The organism is Belliella alkalica (genome assembly GCF_022549785.1).
GTDB classification, from domain to species: domain Bacteria; phylum Bacteroidota; class Bacteroidia; order Cytophagales; family Cyclobacteriaceae; genus Belliella; species Belliella alkalica.
In genome coordinates this window covers 1-19,011 of the sequence record NZ_JAKZGO010000009.1, presented here as the reverse complement: position 1 = coordinate 19,011, position 19,011 = coordinate 1, and the positions used below count along the sequence as shown (strand labels likewise).

The 19,011-nt window shown below is 36.6% G+C and carries 14 protein-coding genes and 1 other RNA gene; 11 read left to right on the top strand and 4 right to left on the bottom strand.

Annotation, left to right across the window (positions count from 1 at the left end):
- The first annotated feature begins 143 nt into the window (after nt 1–143).
- Both MM213_RS11990 and tamL read left to right on the top strand, forming a co-directional pair.
- A complete protein-coding gene (locus MM213_RS11990) occupies nt 144–5,177 on the top strand; it encodes a translocation/assembly module TamB domain-containing protein (protein ID WP_241412589.1) in 5,034 nt (1,677 codons plus the stop codon).
- Nucleotides 5,167–7,455, top strand: a complete 2,289-nt coding sequence (tamL, locus tag MM213_RS11985) for a translocation and assembly module lipoprotein TamL (protein WP_241412587.1) — start codon at nt 5,167–5,169, stop codon at nt 7,453–7,455. Before MM213_RS11990 ends, tamL begins: the two co-directional genes overlap by 11 nt.
- Here the strand turns inward: tamL and aceK are convergent.
- Nucleotides 7,452–9,182, bottom strand: coding sequence for a bifunctional isocitrate dehydrogenase kinase/phosphatase (gene aceK / locus MM213_RS11980; RefSeq protein WP_241412585.1), 1,731 nt, complete (start codon nt 9,180–9,182; stop codon nt 7,452–7,454). The genes tamL and aceK overlap by 4 nt on opposite strands.
- Nucleotides 9,183–9,612: 430 nt before the next feature.
- Between aceK and MM213_RS11975 the strand changes: the two genes are divergently transcribed.
- The 3 genes from MM213_RS11975 (at nt 9,613) to MM213_RS11965 (ending at nt 12,229) form a co-directional block, all read left to right on the top strand.
- Entirely contained in the window at nt 9,613–10,290 is a 678-nt protein-coding gene (locus MM213_RS11975) for a bifunctional isocitrate dehydrogenase kinase/phosphatase (RefSeq protein ID WP_241412583.1), read from the top strand.
- A complete protein-coding gene (locus tag MM213_RS11970) occupies nt 10,280–10,912 on the top strand; it encodes an NUDIX hydrolase (RefSeq protein WP_241412581.1) in 633 nt (210 codons plus the stop codon). The genes MM213_RS11975 and MM213_RS11970 overlap by 11 nt, the downstream gene beginning before the upstream one ends.
- Nucleotides 10,913–10,975: 63 nt before the next feature.
- Complete coding sequence (locus tag MM213_RS11965; protein WP_241412579.1) at nt 10,976–12,229, top strand: DUF819 family protein; 1,254 nt, start codon at nt 10,976–10,978, stop codon at nt 12,227–12,229.
- Nucleotides 12,230–12,316: 87 nt separating this feature from the next.
- Here the strand turns inward: MM213_RS11965 and MM213_RS11960 are convergent, their stop codons facing one another.
- Complete coding sequence (locus MM213_RS11960; protein WP_241272873.1) at nt 12,317–12,643, bottom strand: YbjQ family protein; 327 nt, start codon at nt 12,641–12,643, stop codon at nt 12,317–12,319.
- Nucleotides 12,644–13,022: 379 nt separating this feature from the next.
- Here MM213_RS11960 and MM213_RS11955 point away from each other — a divergent pair, with 379 nt between their 5' ends.
- Entirely contained in the window at nt 13,023–13,763 is a 741-nt protein-coding gene (locus tag MM213_RS11955) for an NYN domain-containing protein (protein WP_241412577.1), read from the top strand.
- Between the two features lie 250 nt (nt 13,764–14,013).
- Here MM213_RS11955 and ffs read toward each other — a convergent pair.
- Nucleotides 14,014–14,102, bottom strand: an RNA gene (ffs, locus tag MM213_RS11950) — signal recognition particle sRNA small type.
- Between the two features lie 138 nt (nt 14,103–14,240).
- On the opposite strand from ffs, the gene MM213_RS11945 reads away from it, so the two are divergent.
- Entirely contained in the window at nt 14,241–14,531 is a 291-nt protein-coding gene (locus MM213_RS11945) for a hypothetical protein (protein WP_241412575.1), read from the top strand.
- 88 nt (nt 14,532–14,619) lie between these two features.
- On the opposite strand, the gene MM213_RS11940 is transcribed toward MM213_RS11945, so the two are convergent.
- On the bottom strand, nt 14,620–14,847 hold the full coding sequence (locus MM213_RS11940) for a hypothetical protein (RefSeq protein WP_241412573.1): 228 nt from the start codon (nt 14,845–14,847) through the stop codon (nt 14,620–14,622).
- Nucleotides 14,848–16,158: 1,311 nt separating this feature from the next.
- On the opposite strand from MM213_RS11940, the gene MM213_RS11935 reads away from it, so the two are divergent.
- The 4 genes from MM213_RS11935 (at nt 16,159) to tnpC (ending at nt 18,972) form a co-directional block, all read left to right on the top strand.
- On the top strand, nt 16,159–16,713 hold the full coding sequence (locus MM213_RS11935) for a tetratricopeptide repeat protein (protein ID WP_241412571.1): 555 nt from the start codon (nt 16,159–16,161) through the stop codon (nt 16,711–16,713).
- 27 nt (nt 16,714–16,740) lie between these two features.
- Nucleotides 16,741–17,034, top strand: coding sequence for an IS66 family insertion sequence element accessory protein TnpA (gene tnpA, locus MM213_RS11930; RefSeq protein ID WP_241346003.1), 294 nt, complete (start codon nt 16,741–16,743; stop codon nt 17,032–17,034).
- Entirely contained in the window at nt 17,034–17,381 is a 348-nt protein-coding gene (tnpB, locus tag MM213_RS11925) for an IS66 family insertion sequence element accessory protein TnpB (RefSeq protein WP_241412569.1), read from the top strand. The genes tnpA and tnpB overlap by 1 nt, the downstream gene beginning before the upstream one ends.
- 73 nt (nt 17,382–17,454) lie before the next feature.
- Complete coding sequence (tnpC, locus tag MM213_RS11920; protein ID WP_241412567.1) at nt 17,455–18,972, top strand: IS66 family transposase; 1,518 nt, start codon at nt 17,455–17,457, stop codon at nt 18,970–18,972.
- Nucleotides 18,973–19,011 lie beyond the last annotated feature (39 nt).

The window sequence follows — 19,011 nt, the reverse complement described above, 5'->3', positions numbered from 1 at the left end:
AAAATGATTGTGGCTTTATTTTTGCCCTATTTATTCACGATAATATTATATTTGAATCTTAATTCATTTCTAACCCAACTAATATCATCAAAAAGCTTCTTCGCAAATTTTTAAAAATCTCAGGTATTTTGATTCTGAGCATCATGGTGATCCTGATAGCTCTGATATTTTTTATCAGAAGCCCTTGGGGGCAAGGGATAGTCGTGAACAAAGCAACATCCTATCTTTCGCAAAAGACCAACTCCAAAATAGAAATTGATAGACTTTTCTTAACTTTTGGTGGAAACTTTTCACTAGAGGGGCTCTATGTTGAGGATATGCAAAGTGATACATTGTTGTACTCTAAAGACCTTGAGGTAGGGGTTGGTCTGTGGAGTTTTATTAGTTCAGGGGACCTTCATATATCCAAACTTGAATGGGACGGATTGAAAGCTCGCGTCATCAGAAAAGAAAACTCAGAGAAGTTTAATTATGATTTTTTGATTGACGCATTTGTTTCTGATACTACAAACGTCCAAGATACCGAAGTAAGTCAATCCGAGACTGAATCGGAACCAATGAAAATATCAATAGACCCTATTTCTTTGAGAAATTTTGATTTGATATATCTAGATGAAAATATGGGTATGGATGCGAAGTTGTTATTGGGGAGTCTGGATGTTGATATCCCATTTTTAGATTTGGAAAAATTGGAATTTGATATTAGAAATGTTGAAATAAAAGATAGTCAGATTAGTTACAAACAAACTAAGCCATTTTCACCTTCAGAAGTAGAAGAGTCTGAATCGGAAGCAATGGCTTTGGTTTCACTAGATAATTTTTTGATACAAAATGTATCATTGGTGTACAATGATGAAGTCTTGAATCAACTTGCAGATGTGTTTATAGGAGATTTGCATTTGGAAGTGCCCGAGTTCGATTTGGCAAGCCAAAAAGTGATGGTAAAGGAGTTGTCCTTATTGAAATCTAAGATATTGTTTCATGATTTTTCCACCCCATCAGTTGCTTCAAATTCATCAGAACAAAATGAAGCTACACCTTTCGAGTGGCCAAATTGGATAGTCGATGTAGGTTTAATCAATTTGGAGGAAAACAGGATTGAATTCAAGACAAAGGATGTTGAGCCGAGACCAGGATTCTTTAATCCTGAAGCAATGATTTTTGATGACTTAACTTTGACTTTGGATAATGTATATTTAAAAAATGAAAAGGCAGGATTAAATATAAGTGAATTCAATTTTAAAGAATCTGGAGGATTTGAATTAAGGACTTTTACCACAGGGCTCAAGCTCGACAATAAATCAATAGAGATTGATGATTTCAGGATTGAGACAAATAGAAGTAAGCTTCGGGCAGATTTGGCTCTAGGATACAACTCCATCCAAGCCTTGATTGAATCACCGGACCGTAGTTCATTGGATATTGAGGTAAGCCAGTTTTTGGGTGATATAAGAGATGCTTACTTTTTTGAGCCAAGTCTTAGGAATGACGAAATGATAAAAAGTTTAGCTTCTTATCCAGTAAGAATGAAAGTTCGTGCTAGAGGAGACATAGCTTCATTGGATATTCCAAATTTGGAAGTGAGTTGGGATGAAACTAGACTTTCAAGTTCCGGGAACGTATCCAATCTTTTGGATATGGATTTGTTGGCATTTGATTTTCCTGAAATTTCTATAAAGACAGATAAGAAAACAATTCTAAAGTTCGTGGATCAGCAAAGTCTAGGTGGGATTAACTTACCTGAGAGCCTTGCATTGGATGCAGAAGTGAAAGGTCAGGTTGATGATCTGAAAGCACAAGCATTTCTTGAAACTGAAATGGGCAAAATCAATTTTGATGGTGCTTTCAAGAATCAAGAGCAAATAGTTTTTTTGGCAAATATCAAAGTTGATCAATTGCAATTGGGGAATTTGTTGGATAATCCTGGCTTGGATACTTTGACATTTGAGATCCAAAGCTCTGGAAGCGGAACCTCCATAAATGACCTGAATGCAGAGCTTACATCCAATTTTGAAAGGTTAAAAATCAATGGCAATGATTATTCAGGAATGGTATTGGAGGGCCAGATGGAAAATGGTATTGGTGATGTTAAGCTAGCCCTTGAAGATGAGTATTTGAATTTTGAATTGTTGACAAAACTTGAGCTAGATTCAATAAACTCCAAGATAGATGTCAATTTGGATCTAAAAGGAGCTGATTTTTATGAACTTGGATTTTTCCCACAAAGCCTAAGGGGTAAGTTTTTGTTTACAGCACAGTTTGAAGGAAATCCAAGCAGTTTTGATTTGCAGACTAACTTGAAAGATGCAATCATGGTCTATGAGCAACGAAGTTATCCAATTGGAAACCTAGATCTCAAAGCAATGATAAGAGAAGACTCCACGAGTCTGGATATTAAAAGTCTGTTGGTCAATGGTAAATTGAGGTCAAATACTTCACCACAATTGTTAAGTGATGCCATAGGTGAGCACTTGAAAAGGTATCTTGATGAACAAGACTCCAGCCTGCTTGCAGAGGGAGATGTAATGATGAATTTGAACTTGACGATAAATCAAGCTCCAATACTAAATCAGGTGTTTTTACAAGGGTTGGAAAAACTCGATACAGCAAAAATCACTGTAGATTTCAATCAGAGAGAAAGTAAACTTGATGCAAACGTGGATTTCCCATATCTGAAATATTCAGGAATTGAGTTGGATAGTTTGGGAGTCAGGGTACGATCAGATCAAGAAGATTTGGATTTGGCTTTTGGGTTTATGAAACTTGTGACTGGACCATTATCTATGGATAGGACTTATTTCACGGGTGAGTTGCAAGATTCAAGATTGTATTTTGACTTCAACTCATTTGATGGTGATGAGAGGCTAGTCCATGTAGCTACTGATATAGGGATGAAAGGCGATACATTGAGTGTTCATATTTCACCTGAAGATTTGTTGCTGAACAAAAGGGAGTGGCAGATACCAGAAAACAATGAGATTCTTTTGGCGGAAAATTTTATTCATTTTGAAGAATTTAGGTTCTTTAGAAACAATCAAGAACTACGGATCAAGGATGATTTGGACGATGTATCAGAAGAGCACCTTGCAATAGAATTTAAGGATTTTAGGTTAGAAACCTTTACAAGTTTGCTCAATCCAGATGAACTTATTGCAGGAGGTACCCTCAATGGTAGACTGGTTGTCGAGAATCCATTTGGAGCAATTGGTCTTTTGGCAAACTTAAAAGTTGCTGAACTCAAGGCTTTGGATGTTCCTTTGGGTAACCTTTCATTGGATGCTGTATCTGAAAAACTAGGTGACTACAAACTTGAATTGGCCTTGAAGGATGGTGGGTTTGATTTGGATTTGGGAGGAAGTTTTATCGCAGATGAGGCTGGAGGGGAATTTGATCTTGATTTGGATTTGAATAAAATAGAGATGCAAGTCATTGCAGATCTTGCAGGCTCAGAGTTAAGGGATGCGTCAGGATTCCTTTCCGGTAAAATTAATGCATCAGGAACTACCACTGCTCCAAAGTATGAAGGTGAATTTGCCTTTAATCAAGCGGCATTCTTGGTCTCTCAATTGAATTCAAAATATCTCTTGCCTGATGAAAAGATAAGGATTGATAACGAAGGAGTTTATTTGGATAATTTCACTTTACAAGATTCAGAAGGTCAAAAATTCGTTATAGATGGATCTGTGAAAACAGAAAGCTATATCAATCCAAGTTTTGATCTCAAGCTGAAAGCCAACAGCTTCAAAGCAGTTAGCTCAAGTAGAGAAGATAATGATTTGTTTTTTGGGAGTGCAATTTTAGATGCAGATGTGACGGTCTTAGGTGATTTGAACTTACCAAGAGTCAATGCTAACATCAGTATCAAAGAAGGAACGAATTTTACGGTAATCATACCTGAGACTCAATTGGATATTGTAGAAAGGGATGGGATAGTACAATTTGTCAACAGACAAGATCCTTTTGATATCCTTACACGTCAAGGAGATGAAGTTACTGGTTCATTTGCTGGTTATGATATTAGGTCTGTTTTGAAAATTGATCCTGATGCAGTATTTAAGATCATTGTGGATGAGCGATCTGGTGATAATCTGGAAGTTTCCGGAAGGGCTGATTTGAATCTGCAAATCAACCCAAATGGAAGGATGACCTTAAGTGGAAATTATGAAATCACAAAGGGTCATTATGAAATGTCATTGTACAATCTAGTCAGTCGTAGATTTGAAATAGCTTCTGGCAGTAGGATTACTTGGAATGGTGATCCAATGGATGCGAATTTAAATATTTCAGCTATTTACACTGTGCGAACAGCCGCTACGGAGTTGATGGCATCCCAGCTTTCCGGATCTAATACAGAGTCTAGAACTCAATTTATGCAAGAGTTGCCTTTTTCAGTGTACTTGAATGTCGATGGCGAGTTGCTCAGGCCAGAGATTTCATTTAGACTTGATATGCCAGAAGAGCAAAGAGGTGCACTTGGAGGAAATGTTTACAGTAGGGTTTTGCAAGTAAACGAACAAGAAGATGAACTCAATAAGCAAGTGTTTTCCTTATTGGTTCTTAATAGGTTTTTTCCTTCTACAGGAAGCGATGGTTCAGGAGGAGGTACATCTGCCATTGCAAGGAATAGTGTGAGCCAGGTTCTTTCGGGGCAACTGAATGCTTTGTCGAGCAGTGTATTTGGCAACTCAGGTTTAGAGTTGGATTTTGATTTGGATAGCTTTACAGACTATCAAGGAGGAAGCGCACAAGATAGAACGCAACTCAATGTAAGCGCCAGAAAACGGTTGTTTGATGATAGATTGATTGTCCAAGTTGGTAGCCAAGTAGATGTGGAAGGAAGCTCCCAAAATCCTGAACAAGCCAATGCTGTACTTGGAAATGTGAGTCTGGAATATATTCTAACCAAGAATGAAAGATATAGGCTGAGAGCTTTTAGGAAGAATCAATTTGAAAGTATAATAGACGGGCAACTGATTATTACTGGCATTGGAGTTATTTTCAATAGGGAGTTTAATCAGTTTTTTGAACTTTGGAGAGGAGTAGAAGCAGACAAAGGCAAGACAAACCCCATTGATAAACTCAATGAGGAAAATGGTCAAAAAGAGAAGAAAAAAGAGGAGGGCGAAACTAAGGAGGAGAATTCCGAAAATATAAAGAAGGAGGAAGATGAAAATTAAGTCCAAAGAAATAGTTATTTTTTGTTTGCTGCTTGTTTTTTCAGAGGCTTGTAGTGTGAAAAAATTCATACCTGAAGATGAATATTTATACACTGGATCTGACTTGGATTTACAATCTGAGGAGTCAATCAAGGATTTCAAATCATTGAAGTCTGAGCTGGAAGGCTTGGTCAGACCAGAGCCAAACAGTAAAATTTTGGGTATGTACTTTGGGTTATGGACACACTACAAAGGAAGCAAGGAAAAGCCAGGTTTTATCAATAGATTCTTGAAAAAAAGGTTTGGAGAAGAACCAGTTTATTTCAGTAAAGTAAACCCAAGTGTAACTGAAGAATTGATGCTCAACAGATTGGAAAACAATGGCTTCTTCTATTCTACTGCGACCTCTGAAGTGAAGCGAAGTGATAAGTTTGCCTCCGTAGATTATCAAGTAGAAGTCTCAAAGCCATATTTGCTCCGAGAAGTTAGTGTTGATAGGGATTCCTTGGAAGTAGATAAGGAAATCATAAAGTTGATGGAGGAATCGGAATTGAAAAAAGGAGAGCGGTTTAATCTGTCTGTTTTGACAAGTGAAAGACAAAGAATCGATGATGAATTGAAGAAGTTGGGATACTACAATTTCAACCCAAACTATTTGATATTTGAAGCAGATACAAATATAAATGACCAGAGAGAATTTGATCTATTTTTAAGGTTTAGATCAAATACTCCCAGTAATGGAATCATTCCATATACAGTGAACAATATTAGAGTTTTCCCAAATTATTCTGTGATGGAAGAGGAGGATAAGATTGATACAGTCACTGTTGATGGCAAGGATTTTATCCAAGGAGTTGAGGTTTTCAAGCCTGATTTATTGGAGCAATATATTATTTTAGAAAAAGGGGCAAGGTATTCACCCGAAAAATCAAGATTGACAAGTAATCGTCTGAGCTCAATCGGTAATTATCGATTTGTAAATCTGAGGTATGAGGAGCTCGAAGACAGCGTTACCAAGGGTAATTTAGACGCTGTTATCTATTTGTCACCCATGAATAAAAGATCGGTAAGAGTTGAACTTCAGGGAGTTTCCAAGTCAAACAATTTTGCTGGACCTGCCTTAAATTTGATTTATAGAAATAGAAATTTATTCAAAGGAGGGGAAACGATGAACTTGACTGCCAAGTTTGCATACGAAAATCAAATTGCAGGAGGTCAATTGTCTGGATTGAACTCTATAGAATTGGGTTTGAAAGCAGATTTGATTTTTCCTAGGGTAGTATTCTTTCTTCCTATCAAAGAGAAATTCAGCTATTCTGTGCCAAAAACCAAAATGAGCTTGGGTACGGAATATCAAAATAGGGGAGGCCTCTATAGGTTGAATACATTCTCCGCAAACTATGGGTATTATTGGAATGCCAATAGATTTGTCTATCACGAGATCAATCCAATAAGTTTAAATTTGGTGAACCTTTCAAGAACATCACCTGAGTTTGAAGAGATTTTGGATAATAACCCTTTCCTTAGAAGGAGTTTTGAGCAGCAGTTTATAGCAGGTATCAATTATACTTTCAATTACAATAAGCTGTCAGATAGATTTCGAACCCATGGTATTTTTATAGGTACGACATTGGATCTAGCAGGAAATGGATTGAATCTAGCCAAATCCATTACAGGAGGAGAACCTGGGACTTTCCTAGGGCTCAATTTTGCTCAATATTCCAGAGCTGATGTAGATGTTAGATATTATCTCAGATTGAATGAAAAGCATACAATAGCGACAAGGCTTTTTGGTGGAGCTGGTTTACCTTATGGTAATTCAGAATCGTTACCGTTTGTCAAGCAGTTCTTCTCAGGTGGGCCAAATAGTGTTAGGGCTTTTAGAATTCGTGGCTTGGGACCAGGTACATATAGACCAGAACAGATAGATTTGGGATCATTTTTTGACCAAGCAGGTGATGTTAGGCTGGAAGGGAATATAGAGTATAGGTTTCCACTGGTTTCCGTTTTGAAGGGGGCCTTGTTTATGGATGCAGGGAATGTTTGGTTAATCAATGAAAATGAAGCTTTGCCAGGAGGGAAATTCACATCCAATTGGTGGAATGAAATGGCTGTAGGAGCTGGTTTCGGAGCAAGAATAGATATAGAGTTTTTTGTGATAAGGTTTGACCTTGCCACTCCACTTAGGGTTCCATATTTGCCAGAAAATGAACGTTGGGGGAATTCTTTTGACTTTGGAAGTAAAACTTGGCGGAGAGAGAATTTAATCTTCAACTTCGCCATTGGCTATCCTTTTTAAATTTCTTCATTTGGTCTGAACCTTATTGCAATTGGGTAAGGAAATGCATGGAGAATTTCACCTGATCTGATTTTGTTTTGCATTTCTATCCAATGATCGGGATTGAATAAGTCTTTGTGGAATTCCCAAAAGTGTTCTTTTACATCTGCTCTGCCAATCATGAATCTCTTGAAATCCTCTGGGAAAACATCATTTTTTGCAATGTCATACCAAGGGCTTGAAGCATAAATCTGTTCGTAAGTTTCTGCTTTTGGTTTCCATCTGAAATTCATATCTGTCATAAATTCTATTTCATCATAATCATAAAAAATCACTCTTTTTTGTCGCGTCACACCAAAGTTTTTTGTCATCATATCCCCAGGGAAAATGTTCGCTTGTGCAAGTTGAAGAATACTGTTTCCGTATTCTTCTACCGCCTGCTTCGCATCTTCATGGCTACATTGCTCCAAGTAGATGTTTAAAGGGATCATCCGTCTCTCAGTGTATAGATGTTTGATAATCATTTTATTATTCTTAATTACCAAAAGTGAATTTGTGGTGTTTCTTACTTCTTCTACAAGTCGAGGGTCTACTCTGTCTAACGGGAAATGGAAGTTCTCAAATTCATGAGTATCAGCCATTCTTCCTACACGATCATGTAATGATACGAGCTTGTATTTCTCACGAACCTCCTGCCTTGTCATGTTTTTTGGAGGCTCAAAATGATCCTTTATAAGTTTGAATACAATGTTGTAACTTGGTAATGTGAATACTGTCATTACCATCCCCAAAATCCCTTCTGCTATGGTAAATTTATCATCGCTTTCATTTAGATGAATTAATAAATCACGATAGAATTCTGTTTTCCCATGTTTATTGAAACCTATGGCATTATAAAGTTCATGGACTTGTTTGTGGCTTATAACTGCATTTAGAAATGAGACCATCAAAGACGGGATCTCGGCTTCTACCATAAAATAAGACCTGCTAAAACTGAACATGTGCGCCATGATTCTTGGATCAAAAATCATTGTGTCAACATAAACCCCGCTTGGACCATTTAGAAATGGGATGATAAAAGGCATCCATTTTCCACCAACCCTTGTTCTACCGATAAGGTATGCAGCTTTATTTCGATAAAAAACGCTTTTTAGAACCTGAGTGACTGTATCTTTGGTAGGTTCATATCTTGTCAGAATTACTTCCCTAACTGCTTTGACTAGATACTGTATATCCTCTTCTTTATTTAAATAAGTAACGCCGAAATCAAAGTCTGCAATGATTTTGCGAATGATTTTCTGAAGTCCCCAAGAAGATGGATAGCTATGATAAAGGCTTTCAACTGGATGAAGGTCACAAGTGTCATAGCCTTCATGAACAAACATTACATTTTCATTGATTTCCAAATTGGGATATGCTTTCCGTATGACAGAATTAAAAAATGTTTCCGCGAGCTCTTTATCTTTCCGAGCAGAAATGTTGGCTGAATATTGGATTTTAGCTTCCTTCCAAAAGTTTTCATTCGAAAGGTGGTTTCCTAAATTTTCCTGTAATGATAAGACACAAACCTTCACAAAATCTTTATAAATACGGAGTCTCCTTCTCTGATTTTCATGCATAGCTGACCAATTTCTTTCAGCAAAAAAATTCGGGGCCAATCTTGTCAATTCGTTGAACTTATCGATATAGTTCTCGAAACTTAATGTGATGCTCTTGATGGAAAATTCTATAGCTTTGGGAATTGTCATAATGATTTATGTTGATAAAAGTTTATGGCTTTACGAATTTTGAAAAATCGAAATTAATAAATCTTGAAATAAGGATGGTGTTTAAATGATTTTTTTATTCAACGTAAAATTCAAAAGAAAGAACATCCATAATTAATTTGAATGAAATTTTCTGAATTTTTATGGTAAAAAGTATTTTTGAAAGGTTAAAATTAGGGGGTAAATGGAATGCTATAATATATTTTCAATCACCAAATAAAATTTTCGCAATCGATTGTTTGGACAATAAAAAAACATTTTCTACCTTTCCTGCATGTTATTCATTCAATGAATATCTACAATAGGTTTAATAGGTTTGAGAGATAGAAAAGGTTCGAGCAATGTTCGAACCTTTTTTGATTTTATAAGATTTTATGTTTCTTTACCATTCGTTTTGATATCAAAATTCTATATGGATTCTCCAAATAAAATCATTAATTCCCTAATTCTGATTGCTCTAATTTCAATTTTCTCTTGTTCATCTAAAAATGACGAAAATGAAGTTTCTAAAGAGGGAAAACCTTATAGTGGTTTGGATGAAGAGACCCAACTTTTGGGAATGGGATTTCAAAAACTTTCTGAATGGTCACGCCATTGGAAAAGTGTTGATTCAGATTTTGAACTTGGTACTTTTAAATTTTCACGTAAAGATACTATTGAAAGTATAGAGCGACCTGAAGAGCTTTACATCACACAAGGAAGCCCTTTTTATCCTTACCTCAAAAAACAACCTGATGGGCAAGGGGTTGTTGATATTTACAGTTATAAAATTGTATTTCCAGAAGAAGGGAATCCATATTTCAATCCAGACTCAGAAGTGACATATTTTAGGACTGATGGCATGCGTGAGCGTTTGCTCTTTATGGGACCTTCCGGTGCATTTGAAGATATGGTTTGGTTGACTTCTGATATTTTGCTAGTAGTAGGTCATTTTGAAGATGAAAATGGTGTTTCGCCAAAAGCTTGGCTGATCTATCCCAAAGATGGAATAGTCACTCAATATGATAGTCCAATAAGTTCAAAGGAATATAAAAGAGAGAGTTTTTTGCTAAAGAGGTTTACAGGTGTAAGTTTGGTAAATGGATTTTAAAGACGTTATAAAGAAGTTGGATAAAATGCTTTCTCAACCACTCCCGGGTAGGTTAGGGCAGATAAGTATGGCTCCTAAGCCAGTGGATGAAAAGAGGTTTTCCGAATATCAGCCAATTAATCCCAGAAGAGGAGCTGTTTTAATGTTGTTTTATCCTGGTGAAAATGACACTTTGGTTCCTTTTATAAAAAGACCAAGTTATGATGGTGTTCATGGAGGGCAGGTCTCTTTTCCTGGTGGTAAATGGGAGGAGCAAGACCAAGGTTTATCGCAAACTGCTCTGCGGGAAACTGAGGAGGAGATTGGTGTCAGTCAAAGTTCTGTCAATTTATTAGGGAAATTATCAGACCTATATATCCCACCAAGTAATTTCCTTGTCTCTCCATTTATTGGGTTTGTAGAAGAAATGCCAATGTTTGAAGCCGATCCATTTGAAGTAGATCGGATTATTTCCTGCCCAGTCGATTTGTTGACAGATCTGAATATCAGGAAAGAGGGAGAAATTATTGTTCGTGACAAAATGAAGCTAAATGCTCCATACTTTGACATAGAAAAGGAAATGGTTTGGGGAGCTACAGCAATGATGCTTGGGGAATTTATGTTCCTTTGGGAAAATTACTGATTGGTTTTTTTTGGCTTTTCGGGCATTTAGTGTATTTATGTAATTCAATCAACCCCAAATATAATGGAAGAAAATATCCCTTTGTTGACCAATGATGCTGTAGTTTTTGGTATCCTGATGATTATTTTGGCATTGGTTTTTTCAACATCTAATAGTGAAAATACATTTTTCAAAAAGTTTTATCGCGTAGTTCCTTCAATTTTACTATGTTATTTTATTCCAGCCTTGTTAAATTCATTTGGAGTGATATCTGGAGAATATTCAGGGTTGTATTTTATGGCTTCAAGATATTTGCTTCCAACTTCACTTGTGTTGCTCACGCTCAGTATAGATTTCAAAGGTATTATCAAACTTGGACCAAAAGCGCTGATTATGTTTTTGGCAGGTTCTTTAGGGATCATTTTGGGAGGACCCATGGCATTGTTTGTGATTTCTTTGGTTTATCCGGAGATTTTGGGTGGAGTAGGGCCTGATGAAGTATGGAGGGGATTATCTACTATTGCTGGGAGTTGGATAGGTGGAGGAGCAAACCAAACAGCCATGTTGGAGATATTTGGTGCAAGTCCAAGTTTGTTTTCCCAAATGATCGCTGTGGATGTGATAGTAGCCAATGTTTGGATGGCTGTTTTGCTTTACTGGGCAGCTAAACCTGGAGTAATAGATAAATTGTTCAAAGCAGACAGCTCTGCAATCCATGAGCTGCAGGAAAAAGTTGAAAAGTACCGTGATAGCATCTTGAAAATCCCAACCATGGCAGATACGATGAAGATTCTTGGAGTTGGATTTGGAGTTACAGGATTGGCACATTTGGTAGCAGATAATCTGGCACCTTTTATTGGAGAAAATTATCCCCAGCTGAATCAGTATTCTTTGAACTCTACCTTCTTCTGGATTGTGGTTATTGCGACCACTGGGGGGCTGATTCTTTCATTTACCAAAGCTCGTGAGATGGAGGGCGCTGGTGCTTCTCGATTGGGTTCAGTCATGCTTTACGTTTTGGTAGCGACCATTGGGATGCAAATGGACTTGATGGCTATCTTTGATAACCCCATCCTTTTCTTGATAGGGATATTATGGATGCTTTTCCATGTGGTCATCATGCTGCTGGTAGCCTACCTGATCAAAGCACCGTTCTTCTTTGTGGCTGTGGGTTCACAGGCAAATGTTGGAGGCGCAGCTTCTGCACCGATTGTAGCATCAGCTTTCAATCCCTCTCTTGCTCCTGTAGGGGTTTTAATGGCAGTATTGGGATATGCTGTAGGTACTTATGGAGCTTTGCTTTGTGGCTATCTGCTACAGTGGATTCATAATGTATAAACCATCAAAAAAAATACCCACAGCCAAATTTTGTAATTAAAAATTGACTGTGGGCTTTAGGCTGTATTGCTTCCTGTTTTAAATCATTTAGACAGCTTTCTTATTGACTTTTACAGCAGTACCACTGGCAGTTACCATTAGCATTCCGTCCCTGATTGTTTCATAGTCCAAATCGATCCCGATGACAGCATTCCCGCCAAAGGCTCTTGCCTGCATTTCCATTTCTGACAATGCGATAGATTTTGCCTCGCGAAGAACCCTTTCGTAAGATGAAGATCGTCCACCGACGATGTCTGTGATGCTTGCAAAAAAATCCTTGAAAAGATTTGCTCCAATTATAGTTTCTCCAGATACGATACCTAAGTATTCTGTAATTTCATATCCTTCCAAAGAAGGAGTCGTTGATACGATCATTTTATTAGTAGTTAAAGATTAATAAAGCAACTAAAATACAAATTAGTAAAATTGAAAATGTGTTTACAGTCAATTTTATTTCTAAATATAAAAGTGGGAAAACCAAAATTTAGGTTTAAGGTTCTTTATTTAGGTTTAAGGTTCTTTCCTATTTACTTCTTTTCTATAAGCCATCAAAGTTTTTCCAACGATAGATTTTCCATTCTCTTCGATTCTCATCAATTAAGAGTTTCAGATTATCTCTAACAAGATGGTTTGCTTCCTTCATTCTTTGCAAGGAAGCGGATAATCATCATAGGTTTTCAAGTTTATGGGGTATCCAAAGCTATGCTTTGTGTATATTTGATTTTTATCAAAGAGCAAAGCCAAAAAAACAAATATGAATACTGATATAAAGATTGCGGTATTAATTGATGCAGACAATATCCCATCTGGTCAAGTCAAGGAAATGATGGAAGAGATTGCCAAATATGGAAATCCTACAATCAAAAGAATATATGGTGATTGGACCAAACCGCATCTTGGTAAGTGGAAAAATGTTTTGCTCGAAAATGCGATCAATCCAATTCAACAGTATGGCTATACAACTGGGAAAAATGCTACTGATTCAGCAATGATTATTGATGCCATGGATATTCTTTATTCGGAGAAAGTAAATGGTTTTTGTCTTGTTTCCAGTGACAGTGATTTTACCAAACTTGCTACTAGACTTAGAGAGGCAGGAATGACTGTAATTGGAATTGGGGAAAAGAAAACGCCAGAACCATTTATAGTAGCCTGCGACAAATTTATTTATCTCGAAATCCTCCGAACTCAATCAGATAATCAGGAGGAACAGAAAGACCAGAAAACACCAGCTCCTCAAGTTGATAAGATAAACCCTAAATTGATCAGGTTGATTGCTTCTACGATTGGTGATTTGGCTGATGATGAAGGTTGGGCATTTATGGGTGATATCGGTAACCTACTTCAGAAAAAGCAACCAAATTTTGATTCTAGAAATTACGGTTTTCAGAAATTGACACCATTGATATCTTCCATTGATAGATTTGAAGTTGAACAAAGGGAAAATCAAAAAGGAAGATTTAAATTGATCTATGTAAGAGATAAGAAAGGGTGATACAAGCAATGCTCTTGTGAGACCTTTCTTGACTTAGTAGTCATTTCGACAATAGGGAGAAATCTAGTACCGAATTTCATACTCCAATTTTAATATACACATTCCTGTTTCAAATATGCAACAAGAACTCCCTTAAGAATCCTTTCGGGATCGATGTGACTTAGAAGTCATTTTGACTTTTCCTCCCACAGAGAAAGGAAGAGATTTAATACTGAAATAAATTTGAGGGGAATTTTAAGGAAAGGATAAAAAAAGAGGCGGTATCGCACCGCTACGACCGCCTACCCTTGCTTCCTTCCGGACCTGGGGGATTCAGCAGGAGCTGGTCGTACCGCCGATACAAAGGTAGTTTAAAATTACTCCATTCCAAGAAAGTTGGGACTAATTAGTTACAACTGTTTGTTAATATGCTTATTTTCAGTCTAAAAAAATGTGGCAGTATATTTGTGCATTTCAGTAAATAAACAAACTAAGATTATGAAGTATACAATTGTTTTAGCGTTAGCTTTATTATTAGGATCATGTACTGTTTTTGGTCCAAGGGCAGAGTTTTCTAAAGGAATGTCGGAAAGGCAATTCTTAAGACAAAACAAAAGTGCTGTTTTGAGTAGTTTAGATGGGGAATTTACAACATACAGAGTCAATAGAGGAGAAACTTTCTATGTTCTTGCTACATTTGAGGATAGCAAATTAATCAAATTAGAAGAAAGAGAAATGGTTCCAGCATGGATGCCACAGCAGCCTAGAAATGAAAATAATAATGAATAATAAAATCTAAAGTCACCCTTCACAAGAAAGCCTGATAAATCTGAATGTTGTCAGGCTTTTTTGTGAAATACTGAATTTTAAAGTTTTTTTAATTTACTCCTTTGAGATACAAATTAAATTCCAAAGCACCATTCTCCTCAAATTCATCTACTGCCAAATCTTCGAATACCTCTTCATCAAATTGCATTTCCGTTTTTTCAATTTTACCATCAGGATGTACAATCAGCTCTATGCCTGTCCAATCCTGCGGATTAACTTGTACAAGAACTTTATAATCGTCAAAAGTTCTTTTAAAATACTTTGAGAGCTTATTCATTTTTATTGTTTATGATTTGATTTTTCAAAGGTAAAAAGATACGATGAAACATTTTTAAGATTAGCGTATTAAGTCAAATAGGTTTAAAAATTGAACGAACGATATTGATGTTTAAAATGGTTTTATGCTTTTGAGTGATTATCCTCAATGACTTAAGCAGATGAATTTTCGGATAAGATAAAACATATGGTTAATCGTTATTTACGCCATGCCTGTGAACTTAGGTGTAGTGTAAGAGGGTTATTGGTTGAATAGCTATTAGTGCATCAATTGACTTAAGCTATATCAATTTGTTTGGCTACAGGTAAGAGTGCGGATATACATAAAATGAATTTTCGATAAATAAACAATCAAAGTTTAACATTTATAAGTTTTTACAACAAAAAATGAATCTATTTTTAAATTAAAAGTGCTCAGTATTATTTCAGGAGTATGTGAATTAATGAATTTCTATCAACATTTTTTATTTAGATCTTTTCTTTTAAGTAGTTTTGAGTAGTTCTAAAATTGTATTCTGTGGCTAAAAAAAATACTTTTGTTGCTTGTAATAGTTTAAGTAATTAGGTAATATTATTGGTGTTTGTAAATATAAATGCTTGAAATATTTGTAATAGTGAGGTGGGAAAGTTTATGTTGTCTGAATCATACCAATAAACTATAAAAATATTTTGAATCATAAATAGAAATACAGTTTGTGTAGTTAACATGTATCAAGATTTTGGGGGCTTCGACATTTTTTAGGCATATTCCAAGGGTGATGGAATACTTTTTCCTTTTAGATATAGAAGCCCCCATTAATTTGTACAAGCGAATTTTATGTCACTTTTGTATGATTTTATACTTTTTATTCATCTTGTCACTACAGGTATTCTTTATTTCATTTAACCATGCAGAAATATGGGGCTTGTCATCAATTCATTTTGTTAATCAGAAACCTTAAGATTGTGTTTTATTTTTTTTTCGGTATCACGTTTGCATACAGATTTCTGAATTTCATGATTTTTCTTATTTTTGCAAATAAGAAAAAGTTAAAACTCTTTTATAAATTAAATTAGGATCTAATTCGATTATTTTAATTGTTATATGATACAAAGGTTGATTTTCTATACTTTAAATATTAATCATATGTATTGTCTTGTTATTAAAAAAGCTAGCTGAATTATTTTTTATAAAAAGATAAAGAGGGAATGATGAGATAATCTACCCTTCATTTTAATCTTTGTACATTATAATGAGTAACATGTAATCAAATGTTTTGAAAAATAGTTTTTTCTACTTATTTTAAGTCCTGCTAATTTACCCAATGTTTATATGATTAAGTATTATTTTGTTTTATTTTTTTTGATTGGAGTATTGTTTTTTATCCACACAGTGGAGTGTTTTTCAAAAACAACTGGCTATGAAAGCATACAAGAGGAGTATTTATTAATAAGGAATTCTGTTGATTTTGAAAAGGCAACTGTTTATTTACTTGATGTCTTAGGTAGTAAGGAAGCTCAATCAGATTTAGAATTAAGGATTTGGTCTCAGATACATTTAGCAAATGTTTTATGGGCATCTGGGAGATTTGATGAGAGTTATTCTTATCTCCAAAAGATTGAGAAATCTATAGATTTGATAGATAACAACTATTTGAAATCATTATTTCACCAAGAATATTCTCAATATTATTATCAATTAGGATTTATCAATTTATCACTTCAGCGAAATAAAGAGGCTATATCATATGCCAAAACTATTAAAGACACGGGTCTTCAAAAAAGAATTCTAAGCTATGTTTATGCTACAAGAAAAGTTATGTTTAATGCTTTGGCACAGGAGGATTCGGCTTTGCAGTATCCGTCCGATAAACCCCATCTTTTCTAATTACTGTTTGGGTTGTAATCTTGCGTCATGAAAAAGATTAGCAACGACGAATATTACAAGCTGTTCACCAAGTGGCAGGGATCAGGACTAAGCAAAGCTGCATTTGCATCAGAAGCAGGTATTTCAAGAGTATCTTTTTATTATTGGTGCAGGAAGTTTGAAGGGCAACAGGATAACTCTCCTTTTGATTCAGGTTTTTCTTTGGTCAACCCTGAGATGGTTTTTCAGAAAGAACCTATTCTCAAAATCAATTATCCTTCGGGAGTTAGTATTGAGTTCTTCGGAAAGGTTGATGTCGAATCGATCAAAAAGCTTGTTTAATGCTTGCACTATCGAGTTCTACAAGATACTTTATGTACAAAGAACCAACCGACATGCGTTTCGGGATCAACTCTCTTGCTGGGTTGGTCCGCAACAAACTTGGCTTTGACCCGATGAATGGGGATGTTTTTGTTTTTATTGGCAAACGATCAAACCAGATCCGGATCCTTCAGTGGGATAGGGACGGTTTTGCCATGTACATCAAAAAGCTCGAGAAAGGGACTTTTGAGCGCCCAATACTCTCTGAAAACTCAATTACGAGCAGTCAATTGAGCCTCCTCTTACAGGGGGTAAGGCTTGAATCGGTGAGCTACAGAAAGCGCTATGATGCGTTAAAAAGAACTTAAAAAAAGTTCTTTTTTGAGTATAAAAACAGCCTCAAAATGTATCTAAAACCACTTTTTTCAGTATCTTTATCTCATGGAAAACGGGGAAAAAGACTACAAAAAGCTGTACGAAGAAGCCCTGTTGACTATATCTGAAAAAGAAGAAAACCTGCTGAAAAAAGAAGAGATTATCTCAGACCAGCAGTTCGAACTCGACAAACTCCGCAGACATCTTTTTGGATTTAAGAGTGAGAAACGCACAAACAATGTGGGAGATGACCAGTTGGGACTTTTTGAACTTGGTACCACCAGATCAGTACAGGAAGAACTTTCTGAATCTATACCTGTGACCGAAAAGCCCACTCCGAAGAAAAGGTCGAAAGGTTCAGGGCGTATGTCCCTTCCCGAAGAACTTAGAAGAGAAGATGTGGTGATCGAGCCATCCGAATCTACAGAAGACTGCGTGAGAATAGGGGAAGAAGTGACTGAAGTGCTTGAGGTAGTCCCTGCATCATTCTATGTAAAGCGTTATATCCGCCCTAAGTATGCCCGATCCAACGGTGAAGGCATCATTATCGGGGTGCTTCCTGATAGGGTGATAGAAAAAGGGATTCCATCCGAGTCGGTAATCGCCCAGATGACTGTTGACAAATACGTCTATGGGATGCCACTCCACAGACAGATAGATAAATACTCCAAAATGGGTGTACGCATCCCCGCTTCGAGTGCATCGGATTGGATCATGAAAGGCTGGAATCATCTCAAACCACTTTGGGAACTGCTTCGGCTGATTGTGGTCAACCAAAAATATCTCCAGGTAGATGAAACACCGATAAAAGTCCAGGACAGGGACCACAAAAACAATATCCATCAGGGGTACATGTGGCTTTATCATTCCCCTGTGGACAGGCTTGTATTATTCGATTACCAAAAAGGCAGGGATCAGTCAGGTCCCAAGAAAATGCTTGCGGACTTTAGGGGTATCATCCAAACTGATGGTTTTGCAGTCTATGATTCACTTTTTGGAGATCATCCGGATATCCATCTGACTTTCTGTATGGCGCATGCCAGACGGAAGTTTGTGGATGCTGTAAAGGACGATGAAAAACAGGCTAATTATATACTCGACGAAATCCAGAAACTCTATCTTCTGGAAGCGAAGATGCGGGATGATTCAATGGGGTGGCAACAACGGACAGCATTGAGAAAGGAACATGCGGAACCCATTCTAGAAAACCTCGGAAACTGGCTGGAAGAAAAGCAGTATAGCTACAGACCTAAAAGTCCGATGGGACAAGCTATAGCTTATGCCCACAAAAGATGGGCTGGATTAAGTGCATACGCCTTGCACGGGCAGATGGAAATCGACAACAACTTAGTTGAAAATGCAGTAAGACCGTTGGCGGTAGGTAGAAAAGCTTATCTTTTTGCCGGATCCCATCAGGCAGCCGAAATGGCAGCGGCTATGTACTCCTTCATGGCAAGTTGCAAAAAGAATAAAATCAACGAGTTCGATTGGCTCAAGGACGTGTTCGAAAGAATCCAATCCCACAAGCAAAAAGACCTTTATCAACTTCTCCCATCAAACTGGGAAGAATACCAACCTAAATAAAATCATCCCATACAAGATGGGGTTCCTCGGACGGATACG